The organism is Clostridium sediminicola (assembly GCF_050402865.1).
In the GTDB taxonomy this organism is placed as follows: domain Bacteria; phylum Bacillota; class Clostridia; order Clostridiales; family Clostridiaceae; genus Clostridium_AF; species Clostridium_AF sediminicola.
Map to the genome: position 1 here is coordinate 536,099 of NZ_BAABMF010000002.1, position 15,240 is coordinate 551,338.

Sequence of the window (15,240 nt, forward strand, 5' to 3'; positions counted from 1 at the left end):
TTATCTACGTATCAGTAGTAGTTTTCAATTATTTAAATTTATTTAATGCATTAGCAATTCTATTTGCAGCAAAATTTATGACTGCAACAAATATGATTAAAACTGTTGCTGTTGCAAATGATTTTTGAAATGATACTCCCTCTTTAGCCAATAAGTACATATGAATGGATAGTGTTCTTCCTGAATCCATTATCGATGTTGGCATTCTCGGAACCATCCCAGCTGTAAAGTATAGTGCCGCTGTTTCACCAACAACACGTCCAACACTAAGAATTACTGCTGCTAATATTCCTGGAATTGAGGAAGGTAAAATTATTTTGACTATAGTTCTTAGTTTTGAAGCACCTAATCCATAGCTACCTTCTCTAAAGGCGTTAGGAACTGACTTTAAAGATTCTTCTGTTGTTCTTATAATCGTAGGAAGAACCATCATACTAACAGTAAATGCTCCCGCCAAAAGCGAAAAACCGAGTTTTAATATTGTTACGAAGAATATCATACCAAATAAACCAAATATTATTGAAGGTATACCGGCTAAACTTTCTGTGCAAAATCTTATAGCTCTAACTAACTTTCCAGGTTTTGCATATTCAACAAGATATATTGCTGCACCTATACCAATAGGAGTAGCGATAAGCAATGATAATATTACAATGTAAAACGTACTTGCAATCATCGGTAATACTCCACCCTCTTCCCCTACAGGGTTAGTGGATAAAAATTCCCAATTAACCTGACTTAATCCATTAATCATAACATAACCTATTATCCAAACTAATATTCCTAGTGTTAAGAATGTTGCTATATATATTAATCCTAAAAGCGTATTATCTTTTATTTTTTGAAATGAATTCACTACCTATCACCTACCTTATGTGTTAAAGAGTTAAGTATAAGATTAAGAATCATAATAAAAATAAACAATATAACTCCTGTAGCAAGTAAAGCTTCTTGATGTAAACCAAACGCATAAGACATTTCTAAAGCTATATTTGCTGTCATTGGTCTAAATCTATCAAATATGCTTAGTGGTATTTTAACTGTATTACCACATACTAAAATAACTGCCATAGTTTCACCAATTGCTCTACCAATACCTAATATTACACCAGTTAAAATTCCTGACTTTGCTGCTGGTATCATTACTGTAAAAATTGTCTGCATATGTGAAGCTCCAATTGCTAAAGCTCCTTCTTTATACTCTTTAGGAACTGACCTTAAAGATGTTTCAGTAATACTAATTATCGTTGGAAGAATCATTATACCTAAAATTATGCAAGCTGCTAATAAACTGGACCCTGAACTACCACTACCGGGCATACTATCAATTATCGGAACTATAACTATAAGACCAAAAAATCCATATACAACTGATGGTATTCCAGCTAATAATTCAACCGATGGCCTCATTATTTTAGTCAACCAGTCAGGTGCAATTTCAGCTAAAAAGACTGCTGTAAAAATACCTATTGGAACCCCTATTGTTATAGCTCCTATAGTAGCATAGATAGAACCTATTATCATAGCAAAAATTCCATACTTTTCTGCTGAAGGCTTCCATTTAGCTGAAAATAAAAAATCAAAGACTCCAATTTCAAAAATTGCAGGACTTCCCTTTGCAAATATAAATATTGTGATTGTTATAATACTTAAAATTGCAATACTTGCGCAGCCTAAAAATATATATTTCCATAAATTTTCTATAAAGTCTTTGCTCTTATTTGAAGAAATAACGTTATGGGAATTACTCGAATCATTGTTTAAAGCATGCTTCTTTTTTGAAAATATTAAGGTATCCCCTTTAAACATATACCTTCCTCCTATATTATTAATTTAAATCATAATCAAACTTGTACTAATGGAAATTTATCTCCTCTTACTCTTTATAAACATGGTAAGTAGGATATATACTAAACCCAAAATTAGTATATATCCCTTAAATAGTTTTCTACTTTTTATACTTTTGTATATATTGTGTCTATTTTATTAATATTTTAGTATCTATTATTTCTCTCTAAAATTATTCAGTTACTGGGATGTATTTTTTAGCAACTATTGCTTGACCTTCTGCACCTAGAACAAAATCTAAGTATACTTTTGTTTCAGCAGATAATTCACCTTTAGTAATCATTAACAATGGTCTAAATATTGAGTAATCTCCAGCCTTTATATTTTCAACTGTTGCTTCAACACCATCTATTACTGCAGGTTTAACTGTATCATCAATATATCCTAAAGAAATATATCCTATAGAATTTTCATCTCCAGCAACAAAAGCTCTTACAGCACCGTTTCCATCTTTAATTTCAGCTTCTTCAGTTACTAATGAACCATCCGCACCATCTAGATCTGTTAATTCTTCAAAAGCGCCTCTAGTACCTGAACCAGCTTCTCTACTTACTACTAATATTTCAGCATCAGCTCCGCCTACTTCTTTCCAGTTTGTAATTTCACCCTTGAATATTTTAGTTACTTGATCTTTAGTTAAATCTGTAACTTCGTTAGTAGAATTGAATATAACAGCTATTCCATCATAAGCAATAATATGTTTATCTAATCCCCATTCTTCTTCTTTAGTTTTCAATTCTCTTGAAGCCATCCCAATATCAGCAGTGCCTTCGTTAGCGGCTTTAACACCAGCTGAAGAACCAACACCTTGGACATCAACTTTTATACCAGTTTCAACATTAGCAAACTCATCCGCAATTGCTTGTGCAACTGGTTGAACTGTAGTAGATCCTATTACTGCAACTGTTCCTTCTAATTTTGATTCTTCTTTTGTATCATCAGTAGTAGTATTGTTACCTGCATTATTTTTTGCACCACATCCAACAACTGTAAATGCTAAACTAATTCCCAAAATTACACTTAAAATTCTTTTTTTCATAGCTTGTAAATCCTCCTAAAATTAAATTTATTTTTGATTATTTCTTGTTAATCTTATTTCCTAAGTACATTTATAATTTATCATTTCTATGTTAAGGCTGTGTTATGATAATGTTAAATCGATGTTAAGTATATCTTGCCCCTTGTTCAATTATTTGTTTAACTATCATATGTAAATATAAAATAAAAAAGCCAAAGGATTATCCTTTGACTTTTAATTTAATCTTCAATTATTTCAAGTATTATTTATACCTATAATAATTTTATATTAACTTTTATATTATCATTTACTACACAATATGCAGTCTTATCTTCTACTTTATAATAAATACTTAAAGATTGAATGTCTGCTTCTTCATGGTTTTTATTCCATACCTCATAAAATTTTTCTGTAACTTTATCACTGTCAACTTTTGTATTTTCATATTCTACAAAAAATTTCTTTTCCGTTTCTTTTTTCTGTATTATTCTTTCTGCTTTTTTTAGAATTATTTCTCCCGTTTTTTGAGTGTTTTCCTTAAATGACTGAGCTGTACTCATCACACTCTCTATACCTTTTTCTAAATCATTGTTAATTATTTTTTTTGTAGTATTCTTTACTCCTTTTCTTACTCTCTTTCTACTTTTTTGTGTACTCATGCACGTCCCCCTCATACTATTAATTACGTTTTAATAATTACATTTATTATTGCAATTATTATGGTGCTTCTGACAGGAATCGAACCTGCGACCTTCTGATTACGAATCAGCTGCACTACCGACTGTGCTACAGAAGCATATTACAAATACTTTAAGTTACCAACCTTTATACTATTTTACTATAGCAAAGTATTTCTTGCAATGCTATTTAATGTAATTTATTGATTAATATGTTTTATTAACTCCCTATAATAATCTATATTTTCTTAAATATTATCAAAATTTATTTTTATAATTAAATAAGTTCAAAAAATAAAGGTTTTCTTTATTTGTCTTTGACTTTCTTTGACTTTTTAACTTTGACTTTCTTTGACCTTAGTATTACAATATAGTTACAAAATAAATATACAAAATGTGTAGGAGGTTTTTATATGTTTAACTTAATTCCTTATAGAAAAAACTCTATAAACTCTTTCGGTTCATTTGATACTTTAATTGATAACTTCTTTAATGATGATTTTTTCGTAACATCTAAACTCAGTAATAACTTCAACGTTGATGTAAAAGAAACTGATACTTCATATGCTATTTCAGCTGATTTGCCTGGCTTTAAAAAGGACTCAATAATGATTAACTTTGAAAATAATTACGTAACTTTATCTGCCAAACGAGAAGATGATATTGAAACCAAAGGCTCAGATTTTATTAGAAAAGAAAGACATTTTGGTGAATTTAAAAGAAGTTTTTATTTCAGTAATATAAAAAAAGATGACATTAAAGCTTCATTTAAAGATGGCGTATTAACTATCAATCTACCTAAAGAAAAAAAAGATTTAGATACTAAAAAAAGAATTGAAATTGAATAAAGAGCTGAAATATCAGCTCTTTATTCTTGGTGTATAACATCCAATCTACCGAATTTACTATATTGACCAATCCATGCCAATTTTGCAGTTCCTGTTGGACCATTTCTTTGCTTAGCTATAATTACTTCAGCTACATTCTTATCTTCAGTCTCTTTATCATAATACTCATCTCTATATAGAAACATAACTAAGTCAGCATCCTGTTCAATAGATCCAGATTCTCTAAGGTCGGATAACATAGGTCTATGATCCGCTCTTTGCTCTGGTGCACGTGATAACTGTGAAAGTGCTATTACAGGGCATTCCATCTCCTTAGCTAGTGCTTTTATTGACCTTGAGATTTCAGATACCTCTTGTTGTCTACTCTCAGATCTAGCACTACCAGACATTAACTGAAGATAATCTATTAGTATCATATCTATGCCATGCTCAATTTTAATCCTTCTGCACTTAGATCTCATTTCCATTACTGTAACTCCTGCAGTATCATCTATATATATTCTTGACGAAGCTATTGGACCAGCTACTTTACCTATGTTTGCCCAGTCTTCTTCTGATAATTCTCCTGTTCTAAGTTTTAACATATCTACATTAGCCTCAGCACTTAGTATTTTATTTGCTAACTGCTCTTTTGACATTTCCAGAGAAAAAACTACAACACTTTTTCCATCTCTTAGTGCCGCATTCTGAGCTATGTTTATTGAAAATGTTGTTTTACCCATGGAAGGTCTTGCTGCTACTAGTACCATATCTCCAGGCTGAAATCCTGATGTCATTTCATCTAATTCTGGGAAACCTGAGCTTACTCCAGTAGTTACACCTGATTGATTAAAAATATTTTCTACATTTGTAATACTTCTTTCAAGTACTGTACTTATAGCTTCATAATCATTTGTTGCTCTATTTTGTGCTATATCAAAAATTCTTTTTTCTGCTGTATCAAGTACATCAGGAACATCATCTTGTTTTGTATAACACTCTTCTATTATTTCCGTAGATGATTTTATTAGATTTCTTAAAATTGATTTATCTTTAACTATCTTTACATATGAATTTAAATTAGACGTTATTATTACTGAATTTGAAATCTCAGTAATATACGTGATACCTCCGACAGAATCTAACACATTAATAGACTTTAAATGCTCAATCAAAGTTATCATATCGACTGGAATATCTTTCATAAATAAATCAATAATTGCTTTGAATAAAATTTTATGTGAACCTCTATAAAAATCTTCTTCATTTAAAGTTTCTGCCGCATTTACTATAGATGTCTTATCTTTAAGCATACACCCAAGTATAGTTTGCTCAGCTTGTATATTATGCGGTAAACTTTTCATTGGTGCATCCATATATATCTCTCCTACTTCAAGATTAAAACACAAAAGTATATTTAAATAAAATACTCTTGTGTTTTAACTATTTTATTATCATTAGAATACAAATTTTATGAGTTCTTCAATGTTTTCAATTGTTTCAACATTTATGTCATTAAGGCCTTGTGGAATTTCTCTTTCATTATCCTTTGGAATAATAACAGTTTTAATTCCCTTTCTTCTTGCGCCATAAATTTTTTCAAAAACTCCTCCAACAGGTTTAATTTTACCTCTTAGAGATATTTCACCTGTTATAGCAATGTCTTGTTTTAATGGTTTATCTGTTAAAGCACTTATTATACATACTGTAATAGCAGCACCTGCAGAAGGACCATCTATTTTGCCTCCACCAATAACATTTACATGAACGTCAAAATCTCTTATATCCTTATCTGTTATCTTTCTTATTACTGAAGCTGCATTGAATACTGAATCTTTAGCCATACTACCTGCTGTATCATTAAATCTTACAGTTCCTTTGCCTTTTTCTTTAGCTTCAAATATTGTGGTTTCTATCTCTATTGTAGAACCAATGTATCCGCTTACTCCTAGCCCATATATATGGCCTACTTCAGAGTTTGCTTTTTTAATTTCTTTTTCATAAGGAATTAATCTACTAATACTTACAGTTTCTTCAACATCCTTTAGGGTTATTAATATTTCTCTATCTTGTAAAGAATTATTTTTATAAATAACATATCCATACACATCTGCTAAAATATTTACTGCTTTTCTACCCTCAATGGTATATCTACTAATTAATTCAGGTACCCCATCTTCTATATTTATATTAAGTTTATTTGCTGCTTTAACAACAATATTTCTAATATCTGTTGAAGACAGTGGTTCAAAATATACTTCTGTACATCTTGATCTTAGTGCTGGATTAATATCTTTAGGTTCTCTAGTAGTTGCACCAATTAAAGCAAAATCTGCTGGAGCGCCATTTTCAAATAAATATTTAATATATTTTGGAGTACTTTCATCATCTGGATCATAGTATGATGATGAAAACTCTACTCTTTTATCCTCTAATACTTTTAATAATTTATTTTGAAGGATATTATCTAATTCCCCTATTTCGTCAATAAATAGAACCCCACAGTGCGCTTCAGTTACAAGACCAGGTTTTGGTTCTGGAACTCCAATTTCCGCTAAATCTCTTTTACTTCCTTGATAAATAGGATCATGTACAGAACCTAATAGTGGATTTGTGATTTCTCTTGGATCCCATCTTAGTGTTGTTCCATTTACCTCCACAAATTTTGATTCTTCAAAAAACGGAGTGTATGACAATTTTTTTGCTTCTTCTAAAGCTAATCTAGCAGCAGTAGTTTTTCCTACTCCTGGAGGTCCATATAATATTATATGTTGAGGATATGGAGATGCTATTTTAGAAATCAATGATTTAATAGCTCTCTCCTGACCAACTATTTCATCAAAATTCTGTGGTCTTAATAATGCTTGAATATTTTTAGAAAGTTTTCTTGAATCTAAAAGTTCTAGCTCAGATAATTTCTTTAGAGTTTTTCTGTTCTCTATTCCCTTTTTCTTCTTAATTATTCCTAAGCGAACTTCATCAATATATTTTTCTTGTTTATCCATCACTGTTTTCTCTACTTCTTTTTCAATGGAAGACTCAATGTATCTTTTGGCAACAACATCAGCAATCCATTTTTTTGTATCTTCATAAGCAGCTTCTAGATTTTGTTTATCTGGAACTATAACCAAACCTTTACTATCTGATACAATTTTATTTAATGCATATACTTTCTTACATGGATCAGCTGAATTCATATATTTTGATAGTTTATACTTCACTATTCTTGTACTAATGATTTTCGGATCAATAATACTTTTAATTATCTCTTCAAGTTTTTCTATTTTATTTTCAATTGTAAGCGAGTTATCTATAAACTCTAAAAATGCTTTTTCTATTAATTCTTTTGATGATTTCAAATATATACTAGCTCTAATAATTCTAGAGCGTTCCCCCAATCTAGTTTTTAGTTTTCCTTAATAACAACCTTTATTTTTGTTGCTATTTCTGGATATACTTTTACTTCAACTTCATATGTTCCTAACTGCTTTATAGTATCTGATACAATTTTTTTCTTATCTATTTCTACACTATGCTGATTTTTTAATTCTTTTGAAATATCTTTATTTGTTATAGCTCCAAACAATCTTCCACTTTCTCCAGCTTTTGTTTTGATTATAACTTCCTTATCTCTCAAAGAATCTGCTAGTTTTTGAGCCTTTTCTATTTCCTCTAATTTCAACTTTCTTTCTGTTTCCTTTTGTTTAGTTAAAATATGGACATTATTATCTGAAGCCTCTTCTGCTAATTTCCTAGGAAATAAAAAATTTCTCGCATATCCATCAGAAACGTTAACAACATCTCCTTTTTTACCTTTACCTTTTACATTTTTTAATAAAATAACTTTCATTAGTCTCCACCTTCCTTTAAATAGTTCTCTATAGCATTCTTTAATATTTCTTCTGCTTTTTCTAAAGAGATATTACTCAATTTTGCACCTGCAATTGTCAAATGTCCTCCTCCACCAAGAGATTCTAGTATAATTTGTACATTAATATCTCCATAGGACCTTGCACTAATTAGAATATCATCTTCGATTTTAATCAAAACAAAAGACGCTTTTATATCAGTAATACTTAAAAGGTCATCAGCAGCTTGTGCCGCTATAGTATTATCGCTTATTTCATCTGAGCATTTAGAAAAAGCAATATTATTTTCAATTTCTGCAGTACTAATTATTTTTGCTTTACTTTTATAAGATTCTAAATTTCTTGATAGAATTTTTTTTACTTCTGATGAATTAGCTCCTAGACCTTTTAAATAAGCTGCTGCTTGAAAAGTTCGTATTCCTGTTTTAAAATAAAAGTTTTTTGTATCTACGTTAATACCTGCTAATAAAAGATTCACTTCCTCATGCCGTATATAATCTTTTATATCATCTACTATATATTGAAGCATTTCTGTAATTAATTCGCAAGTAGATGATGCATACGGCTCTATATAGAAAAGTATACTGTCTTCTATATAATTAGGAGCTTTTCTATGATGATCTATAATAACTTTTCTTTCAAATGAAGATGCTAATTCTAAGTTTCCAACATGATTTTTATTATTTACATCTAATATTAATAATAAACTATCTTTGTCTTTACTTCTATAGCATTTTTCTGTCGTTACTATTAAATTATTATATTCTTCTTCTAATCTAAGGAGATCAGCAGCAGATTTTAAACTATTATTTATTTCATCTATTATAATATAACACTTTTTGCCTAAAATTTTAACCGCTCTACTTAATCCTAATGCAGATCCTAAGAAGTCTAAATCTGGATTAGTGTGACCCATGATGTACACATTACTGCTTTCATTTATTATTGATTTCAATGCGTTTGACATAACTCGAACTTTTACTCTGCTTCTTTTTTCTACTTCTTTGGATTTTCCACCGAAAAATTCTAAATGATCATTAGTCTTAACAACTACTTGGTCTCCACCTCTGCTAAGTGCTAATTCCATAGCTGAATTTGCAAACTGGAAATTCTCTTCAGGATGTTCTCCACCCCTACCTACACCAATACTTAGAGTAGCATTTATTGTATTTCCATATTGTAATCCTTTAATTTCTTCTAGTATTTCAAACTTTGAATCCATTTCTTTTTTTATATATTTTTCTTCTGAAATAAGCAAATACTTTCTAGGTGAGTATTTAAGATTAACTGCATTTATTTTACTTGCATAATTCTTTATCGTTCTTTCAATTTCTGCTGTTAATAAAGGAATATTATCTTCATCAGTGACTTTTAAAACATCTTCTAGATTATCTACTTCTATCAATAATACTATACTCTTACTATCTTCTTTTTGTCTGTATAAATTTATTTCTTCAGTTTTATTATTTAAATAAAGAAGGAATAAATCTTCTTTATTACCTTTCACTTCATTTTCTAAGAGTTTAACTGTTACTTCATAGAACTCATTATCTATACTTACATATCTGTAAACTTTTTCTTTTGTGTGTAATATTTCTTTTGTAGAAAAATCTTTTATATATTTTTTTATATTATTTCCTAATAACTCCTCAGATTCGATTTTATTATTAAATTTTCCATTATACCATAATATACCACCCTCATTATTGCATATTATTAATGGAAAAGGCATATTTATCAATGTATTTTTAGTTGCTATATCCATTTTTGATGAAAAATCAGTAATAAATTTCAAAAAAGCTCTTTCTCTGTTCTTAAACTTATAAAAGTTATATACTATTAGTACAATAAAAAATAGTACTGATACAACTCCTATAACATAGTGACTTAATATAAATAATATTGTTATTAATACCGCTAAAAAAAATAAATATAATTTATTTGTTTCAAAGTAGAACTTATTGTCCATACCTACTCTCCTATTTCCTCTTTCTTGTTGAATACGGATCTAATTTTCTCAAGTCAATAATACTCTCTGCAAGACCTGTAAAAAAGAACATTTTTGCAAAAATATTATTCGTAAATCCTAAAAATGCTATTACTACAATTAGTATTTTTGAAATATTTTTATTACGGCGATTTCTAATATAATAAATTAATAACGCTAACCCATTTAACATAAATAGAATTTGCATCGTAAATACTGCAAATAGTTGTAAATACTCTCCTATATCTAGTTTATAATGTGTTAGTAAAATACCTGATAACCATATGATAATAAGCCCTGCAGTAAATATATTGGAAATATAAAAATATTGGAACTCACCAAATTTTTCAATCTTATTATATTTTAATTTGCAAAATACTCTTCTTGTAATTGTATAATTTAGCAATGCTGATACTATAGCGACAAATAAAATTGATGCAGGCAACATTTTTAAGATGAAGTCAGTTGAAAAGGATTCTTTTAACAAATCGAATGTCTTTAGTTGTTCTTCAGTCATTCCCAATGATTGATACATCCCTATAGTCATATCCATTGATTCATTAAACATATTACTCATAAACTGAATTTGTTCCACTAAACTTTGTTTTAAAATAAGTGAAAGTGTTATAACCATTTGAAAAATATATGCGATTAAATTAACTATTGTTAATATAAATAATGTTAGCTTTTTAGAAAAGTTTTTATTTATACAATACCCAAAACTAAGACCAATTAATCCGAATGTTACTGCAGCAATTAAAGCAGAAACAACATTCCACATCAAAGAAACAAGTATAAAACTTACAACTACTGATAGAATTGCTGTTTTAAAGTCATACCTTATATATAATATTGTTACTGGAATAGGTAGAATGAACGCTCCCACAGATGAAAGCATTGACGTATAAGCACTGATTAGGAATATCACAAAAATAAGCGCTGAAATTAAACCTGCTTCAACCATAGATTTTGTATTATGTTTTTTATTCTCCATAACTTCCTCCATTAATTTCTATCTGATATATGTGAATGTAGCCTACTTAAACTTTTATCATTTTTTTCTAATTTATCGTTTTCTTTTATTCCAACCTTAAGATTCTTTTTTATTGATTCATCTACTGTAATATATGAATAGCCTAACTTGTCTGCTAACATGTAAAATATAATTATTCCGCTAGAAATACAATGAAGCATAGTTTCCTGTGCTACATTACTTCCTTTAGTTAAAAGCCCAAAGAAGTCTGCTATTACATACAATAGCTGTGATTTTAAATTTTCTATAGTTTTAACATTTGACATTATACTAAAATCTTCTTTTTTCATATAAATCATTCCTTTTCAAAGAAATTCCCATATATATATTTTAAGTTTTTTATACATATCTTTCAACAAATATTTGATTATAGTTTAAAACAGCAGTGCCTAAAAAGACACTGCTGTTTATTAATCTGTTGTATATGGTAGTAATGCCATGTTTCTAGCTCTTTTGATAGCTAGAGTTAATTCTCTTTGATGTTTAGCACAGTTTCCAGAAATTCTTCTAGGTAATATTTTACCTCTTTCAGTAATGTACTTTTTTAATTTGTTAACATCTTTATAATCTATAGCTTTAGATTTATCTGCACAAAAAGAACAAACCTTTTTTCTTTTTTTTCTGTTATTTTTCTTATTATAAGCCATGATCGACCCTCCTTACCTAAATCTTTAGAACGGGATATCTCCATCATCCATAGGAGTTATATCCTCATCATAAGTATCTGAATTGAAATTACCGAAATTACTATTATTATCATTTGGTTGCGTAGCGCCACCTTGATACTGTTGAGTTTGTCTTTGATTGGAACTTCCGCCCCATTCTAAAAACTGAACTTCATCAGCTACTACTTCAGTAACATATCTTCTAGTTCCATCTTTTGCTTCGTAGCTTCTTGTTTGAATTCGTCCACTAACTGATATTAGTTTACCTTTGCTCATATAATTAGCAGTCGCCTCAGCTTGTTTTCCCCATACAACGACAGGAATAAAATCTGCTTCTGGCTGACCAGGTGTCTTAAATCTTCTGTCTACCGCAATAGTGAATGATGCCACTGCAGTACCTTTACCAGCAGTAAATCTCAAATCTGGATCTTTTGTTAATCTTCCAATTAATACAACTTTATTCATGTTTGCACCACCTATTTTTCAGGATTTACAACTATGAATCTAATAACAGCATCACTTATTCTGTAATTTCTTTCCAATTCTCTAGGTAAATCTGGGTTTGATTTGAAATTAATTAATGTATAGTAACCAGTGTTTTGTTTCTTAATCGGGTAAGCTAATTTTCTTTTACCCCATTCGTCAACATTCTCAATTACACCACCATTATTTTCTATAACACCTTTGAACTTTTCAATGCTTGACTTGATAGTCTCAGCATCTAAAGCTCCATTAAGAATAAAAAGAGTTTCGTAATTATTCATGTTTTCACCTCCTCCCTATGGACTAACGGCTGTTTAAGATAAAAATCTTTCTACAGCAGGGACCACATTTAACTATTTTATCACTTAATGTAAGTAAAATCAACACTTTTTTACTTTTCATCTATATTTTATTTTACAACTTTTTTTACTCTTTTTTCAAATTTACTTCTAGGTAACATGACAATTCTTCCACAACCTACACATTTCATTTTTATATCAGCGCCAAGTCTTATAACTTCCCATTCATTTGATCCACAAGGATGAGTTTTTTTAGTTTCAACTATATCTCCAATATTAAATTCCTTCATTTTACTACCTCACTTTAAACCAATATAAAAAGTTAATTACTTAATTTTTTATATTCTTTATCTTTTTTATAATAAATACTATCTATTCCAATTAAATTACTATCAATCATTTCTAAAATAATTTTAATATCATCTTCTTTAATACAAATACAAATTCCACAGCTTTTTGTTACTTCGGTTGGAGTTGGCATTATTTCTATATATATTCCCTTACATTCAATTGTTTTTTCTGCCTTTATTGCTTCATGAGTATTCTTAAAAGTTAAAAAATATTTATTATTCATACCTTTTATATTTTTAAGACCTTATCAGATTCATTCATTATTTCAACAATCGAATACATATTACTAATTTCTCCAACTTCTATGTTATCTTTAATATTATAAAATTCTATACATGTTCCACAAATAATTATTTCAACTCCACGTTGTATGAGTTTATTTATACTATTTATAGTGTTCGAATTTTTTTCTGTTAAATATACCCCACTATTTAAAAATATCAAATGTGAAGGAATTATTTCTGATTCAGAAAGAGCAAATAAATAACTCTTCATAAGTATTTTACCTAAATCATCATTACCCTCTCCCATTTTATCTGAACCTATAACAATAGCAAATTTTTCTGAATTAGGTAACTTATTTTCTTCTACTGATAAGTTCTCTTTTACTTGTTTTTCTTCTTTATTTAGTACTTCACTTATTTCTTCATAACCTTTTGTCAATTTTAGTTCATAAGAACTTCCTGATGATTTATTCATTTCACATGCAAGTCTTTGTTTTACAGCAAACTTTATTATATTGTTTCTCGCTATTTCATTATCTACTATAACAATAGCTTCTCCTGATTCTATATTATCAAAATATTTTTTTGTATTAACTACTGGCAATGGACAACTCATATTTTTACAATCTATTACCTTAGACATTTAAACACTCCTATTCTACAATTTAATTAATTTCGACTAATACTATTATACACTAATTTAATGTATAATAATAACTATAATATTACTTTAATATTACTACTATAGTTCAATGATTCCCAACCAAATTTTTAAATTTTCTAGGAGGCTTAAAATGAATTTATACTTTGATAATGCTGCAACTAGCTACCCTAAACCTAAAGAAGTTGTAACTTCTATGACTAACTATATGAATAATATTGGTTCAAGTCCCGGAAGAGGTGCATATAAAAAATCTTTAGCATCCTCTCGTATTGTCTTTGAATGTAGACAGGAAATTGCAAATTTTTTTAATTATGAGAATCCTAATAATGTTGTTTTTACTGGTGGCATAACTACATCTTTAAATATACTTTTAAAATCTTTTTTAAAAGATGGAGATCATATTATAACTACATCAATGGAGCATAATTCTGTATTAAGACCAATTTTTTCGTTAAGTTCTATTAAAAATGTGGAATATGATATTATTTCAGCAAATCAAGATGGTTTTATTAATACTGACGATATTATTCACTCAATTAAATCAAATACTATTGCAATTATTGTTAACCACTCATCTAACATAGTGGGAAGTATACAAAATTTAAAATCTATCGGTCAAATATGTAAAGATAATAATATTTTGTTTATTGTAGATACAGCCCAAAGTGCAGGAATAATTCCAATTAATTTTAAGGAAATCAATTGTAGTGCTTTAGCTTTTACGTCACATAAAGGATTACTTGGACCGCAAGGCTTAGGAGGATTTATAATAAGTGATGATCTTAATGAATTATGTACTACGTTTATAGAAGGTGGTACTGGTAGTTTATCTGAAAGTATTGTTCAACCAGATTTTCTCCCTGATAAGTTTGAAAGTGGAACGCTAAATACACCTGCCATTTATGGTTTATATGAGGGTATTAAATTTATTAATAAAGAAGGTATTTTAACCATTAAGGAAAAAGAAGAATATTTGACTTCTTTATTTATAAATGGTTTACAAAATACAGATGGTATTATTTTATATGGTTCGTCAGATACCAGTAAGAAAACTGCTGTTATATCCATTACATCAAACAAATTTAGTAATTCAGAACTATCTTATGTTTTAGATAAGGATTATGGTATTATGACTCGTACTGGACTTCATTGTGCTCCTTTAGCTCATAAAACTATTGGATCATACCCTACTGGTACAACTCGTTTTGGTATTGGTTACTTTCAAAATGAAGATGATATAAAGTATACTTTAAATGTTTTGAAAAAATTGCATAAATAAAAATATATATTGTAAT

General features: G+C 28.9%; 18 protein-coding genes and 1 tRNA gene. 2 read left to right on the plus strand and 17 right to left on the minus strand.

Annotated elements, in window-relative coordinates; genetic code table 11:
- Positions 1-28 precede the first annotated feature (28 nt).
- The 5 genes from pstA to ACQ3F0_RS06520 all read right to left on the minus strand — a co-directional run bounded on the left by pstA (position 29) and on the right by ACQ3F0_RS06520 (position 3,662).
- A complete protein-coding gene (pstA, locus tag ACQ3F0_RS06500) occupies positions 29-856 on the minus strand; it encodes a phosphate ABC transporter permease PstA (protein ID WP_428864331.1) in 828 nt (275 codons plus the stop codon).
- Positions 856-1,809 (minus strand): phosphate ABC transporter permease subunit PstC, encoded by a 954-nt coding sequence (gene pstC / locus ACQ3F0_RS06505; RefSeq protein ID WP_428864332.1) that lies wholly within the window; start codon positions 1,807-1,809, stop codon positions 856-858. The genes pstA and pstC overlap by 1 nt, the downstream gene beginning before the upstream one ends.
- Before the next feature lie 211 nt (positions 1,810-2,020).
- Entirely contained in the window at positions 2,021-2,887 is an 867-nt protein-coding gene (locus ACQ3F0_RS06510; protein ID WP_428864333.1) for a phosphate ABC transporter substrate-binding protein, read from the minus strand.
- A 251-nt stretch (positions 2,888-3,138) separates the two neighbouring features.
- Positions 3,139-3,525 carry a DUF6465 family protein gene (locus tag ACQ3F0_RS06515; RefSeq protein WP_428864334.1) on the minus strand — a complete coding sequence of 129 codons (387 nt, stop codon included), beginning with the start codon at positions 3,523-3,525 and terminating at the stop codon, positions 3,139-3,141.
- Between the two features lie 61 nt (positions 3,526-3,586).
- Positions 3,587-3,662, minus strand: a tRNA-Thr gene (locus tag ACQ3F0_RS06520).
- Positions 3,663-3,956: 294 nt separating this feature from the next.
- Here ACQ3F0_RS06520 and ACQ3F0_RS06525 point away from each other — a divergent pair.
- Positions 3,957-4,391: an Hsp20/alpha crystallin family protein gene (locus ACQ3F0_RS06525; protein WP_428864335.1), complete on the plus strand. Its 435-nt coding sequence runs from the start codon at positions 3,957-3,959 to the stop codon at positions 4,389-4,391.
- 20 nt (positions 4,392-4,411) lie between these two features.
- Here ACQ3F0_RS06525 and ACQ3F0_RS06530 read toward each other — a convergent pair whose 3' ends face one another.
- From ACQ3F0_RS06530 to yedF, 12 genes are all read right to left on the minus strand, one after another.
- The gene (locus tag ACQ3F0_RS06530; protein WP_428864336.1) at positions 4,412-5,746 is read right to left on the minus strand and encodes a replicative DNA helicase; all 1,335 of its coding nucleotides are present in this window, start codon (positions 5,744-5,746) and stop codon (positions 4,412-4,414) included.
- A gap of 81 nt (positions 5,747-5,827) precedes the next feature.
- The gene (gene lonC / locus ACQ3F0_RS06535) at positions 5,828-7,666 is read right to left on the minus strand and encodes a Lon family ATP-dependent protease (protein WP_428864377.1); all 1,839 of its coding nucleotides are present in this window, start codon (positions 7,664-7,666) and stop codon (positions 5,828-5,830) included.
- 110 nt (positions 7,667-7,776) lie between these two features.
- A complete protein-coding gene (rplI, locus tag ACQ3F0_RS06540) occupies positions 7,777-8,220 on the minus strand; it encodes a 50S ribosomal protein L9 (protein WP_428864337.1) in 444 nt (147 codons plus the stop codon).
- Positions 8,220-10,208 carry a DHH family phosphoesterase gene (locus tag ACQ3F0_RS06545; RefSeq protein ID WP_428864338.1) on the minus strand — a complete coding sequence of 663 codons (1,989 nt, stop codon included), beginning with the start codon at positions 10,206-10,208 and terminating at the stop codon, positions 8,220-8,222. Before ACQ3F0_RS06545 ends, rplI begins: the two co-directional genes overlap by 1 nt.
- Before the next feature lie 10 nt (positions 10,209-10,218).
- Positions 10,219-11,220, minus strand: a complete 1,002-nt coding sequence (locus ACQ3F0_RS06550) for a YybS family protein (protein WP_428864339.1) — start codon at positions 11,218-11,220, stop codon at positions 10,219-10,221.
- Positions 11,221-11,231: 11 nt separating this feature from the next.
- Positions 11,232-11,549, minus strand: a complete 318-nt coding sequence (locus ACQ3F0_RS06555; protein WP_428864340.1) for a MazG-like family protein — start codon at positions 11,547-11,549, stop codon at positions 11,232-11,234.
- Between the two features lie 120 nt (positions 11,550-11,669).
- A complete protein-coding gene (rpsR, locus tag ACQ3F0_RS06560) occupies positions 11,670-11,906 on the minus strand; it encodes a 30S ribosomal protein S18 (protein WP_428864341.1) in 237 nt (78 codons plus the stop codon).
- Between the two features lie 24 nt (positions 11,907-11,930).
- Complete coding sequence (locus ACQ3F0_RS06565; protein WP_428864342.1) at positions 11,931-12,389, minus strand: single-stranded DNA-binding protein; 459 nt, start codon at positions 12,387-12,389, stop codon at positions 11,931-11,933.
- A gap of 11 nt (positions 12,390-12,400) precedes the next feature.
- Entirely contained in the window at positions 12,401-12,688 is a 288-nt protein-coding gene (gene rpsF / locus ACQ3F0_RS06570) for a 30S ribosomal protein S6 (RefSeq protein WP_428864343.1), read from the minus strand.
- A gap of 128 nt (positions 12,689-12,816) precedes the next feature.
- Positions 12,817-12,996, minus strand: coding sequence for a DUF951 domain-containing protein (locus ACQ3F0_RS06575; RefSeq protein ID WP_428864344.1), 180 nt, complete (start codon positions 12,994-12,996; stop codon positions 12,817-12,819).
- 32 nt (positions 12,997-13,028) lie between these two features.
- Positions 13,029-13,280: a putative Se/S carrier protein gene (locus ACQ3F0_RS06580; RefSeq protein WP_428864345.1), complete on the minus strand. Its 252-nt coding sequence runs from the start codon at positions 13,278-13,280 to the stop codon at positions 13,029-13,031.
- A 5-nt stretch (positions 13,281-13,285) separates the two neighbouring features.
- Entirely contained in the window at positions 13,286-13,924 is a 639-nt protein-coding gene (yedF, locus tag ACQ3F0_RS06585; RefSeq protein ID WP_428864346.1) for a sulfurtransferase-like selenium metabolism protein YedF, read from the minus strand.
- 151 nt (positions 13,925-14,075) lie between these two features.
- Here yedF and ACQ3F0_RS06590 point away from each other — a divergent pair, with 151 nt between their 5' ends.
- The gene (locus ACQ3F0_RS06590; RefSeq protein WP_428864347.1) at positions 14,076-15,224 is read left to right on the plus strand and encodes an aminotransferase class V-fold PLP-dependent enzyme; all 1,149 of its coding nucleotides are present in this window, start codon (positions 14,076-14,078) and stop codon (positions 15,222-15,224) included.
- Positions 15,225-15,240: the final 16 nt, after the last annotated feature.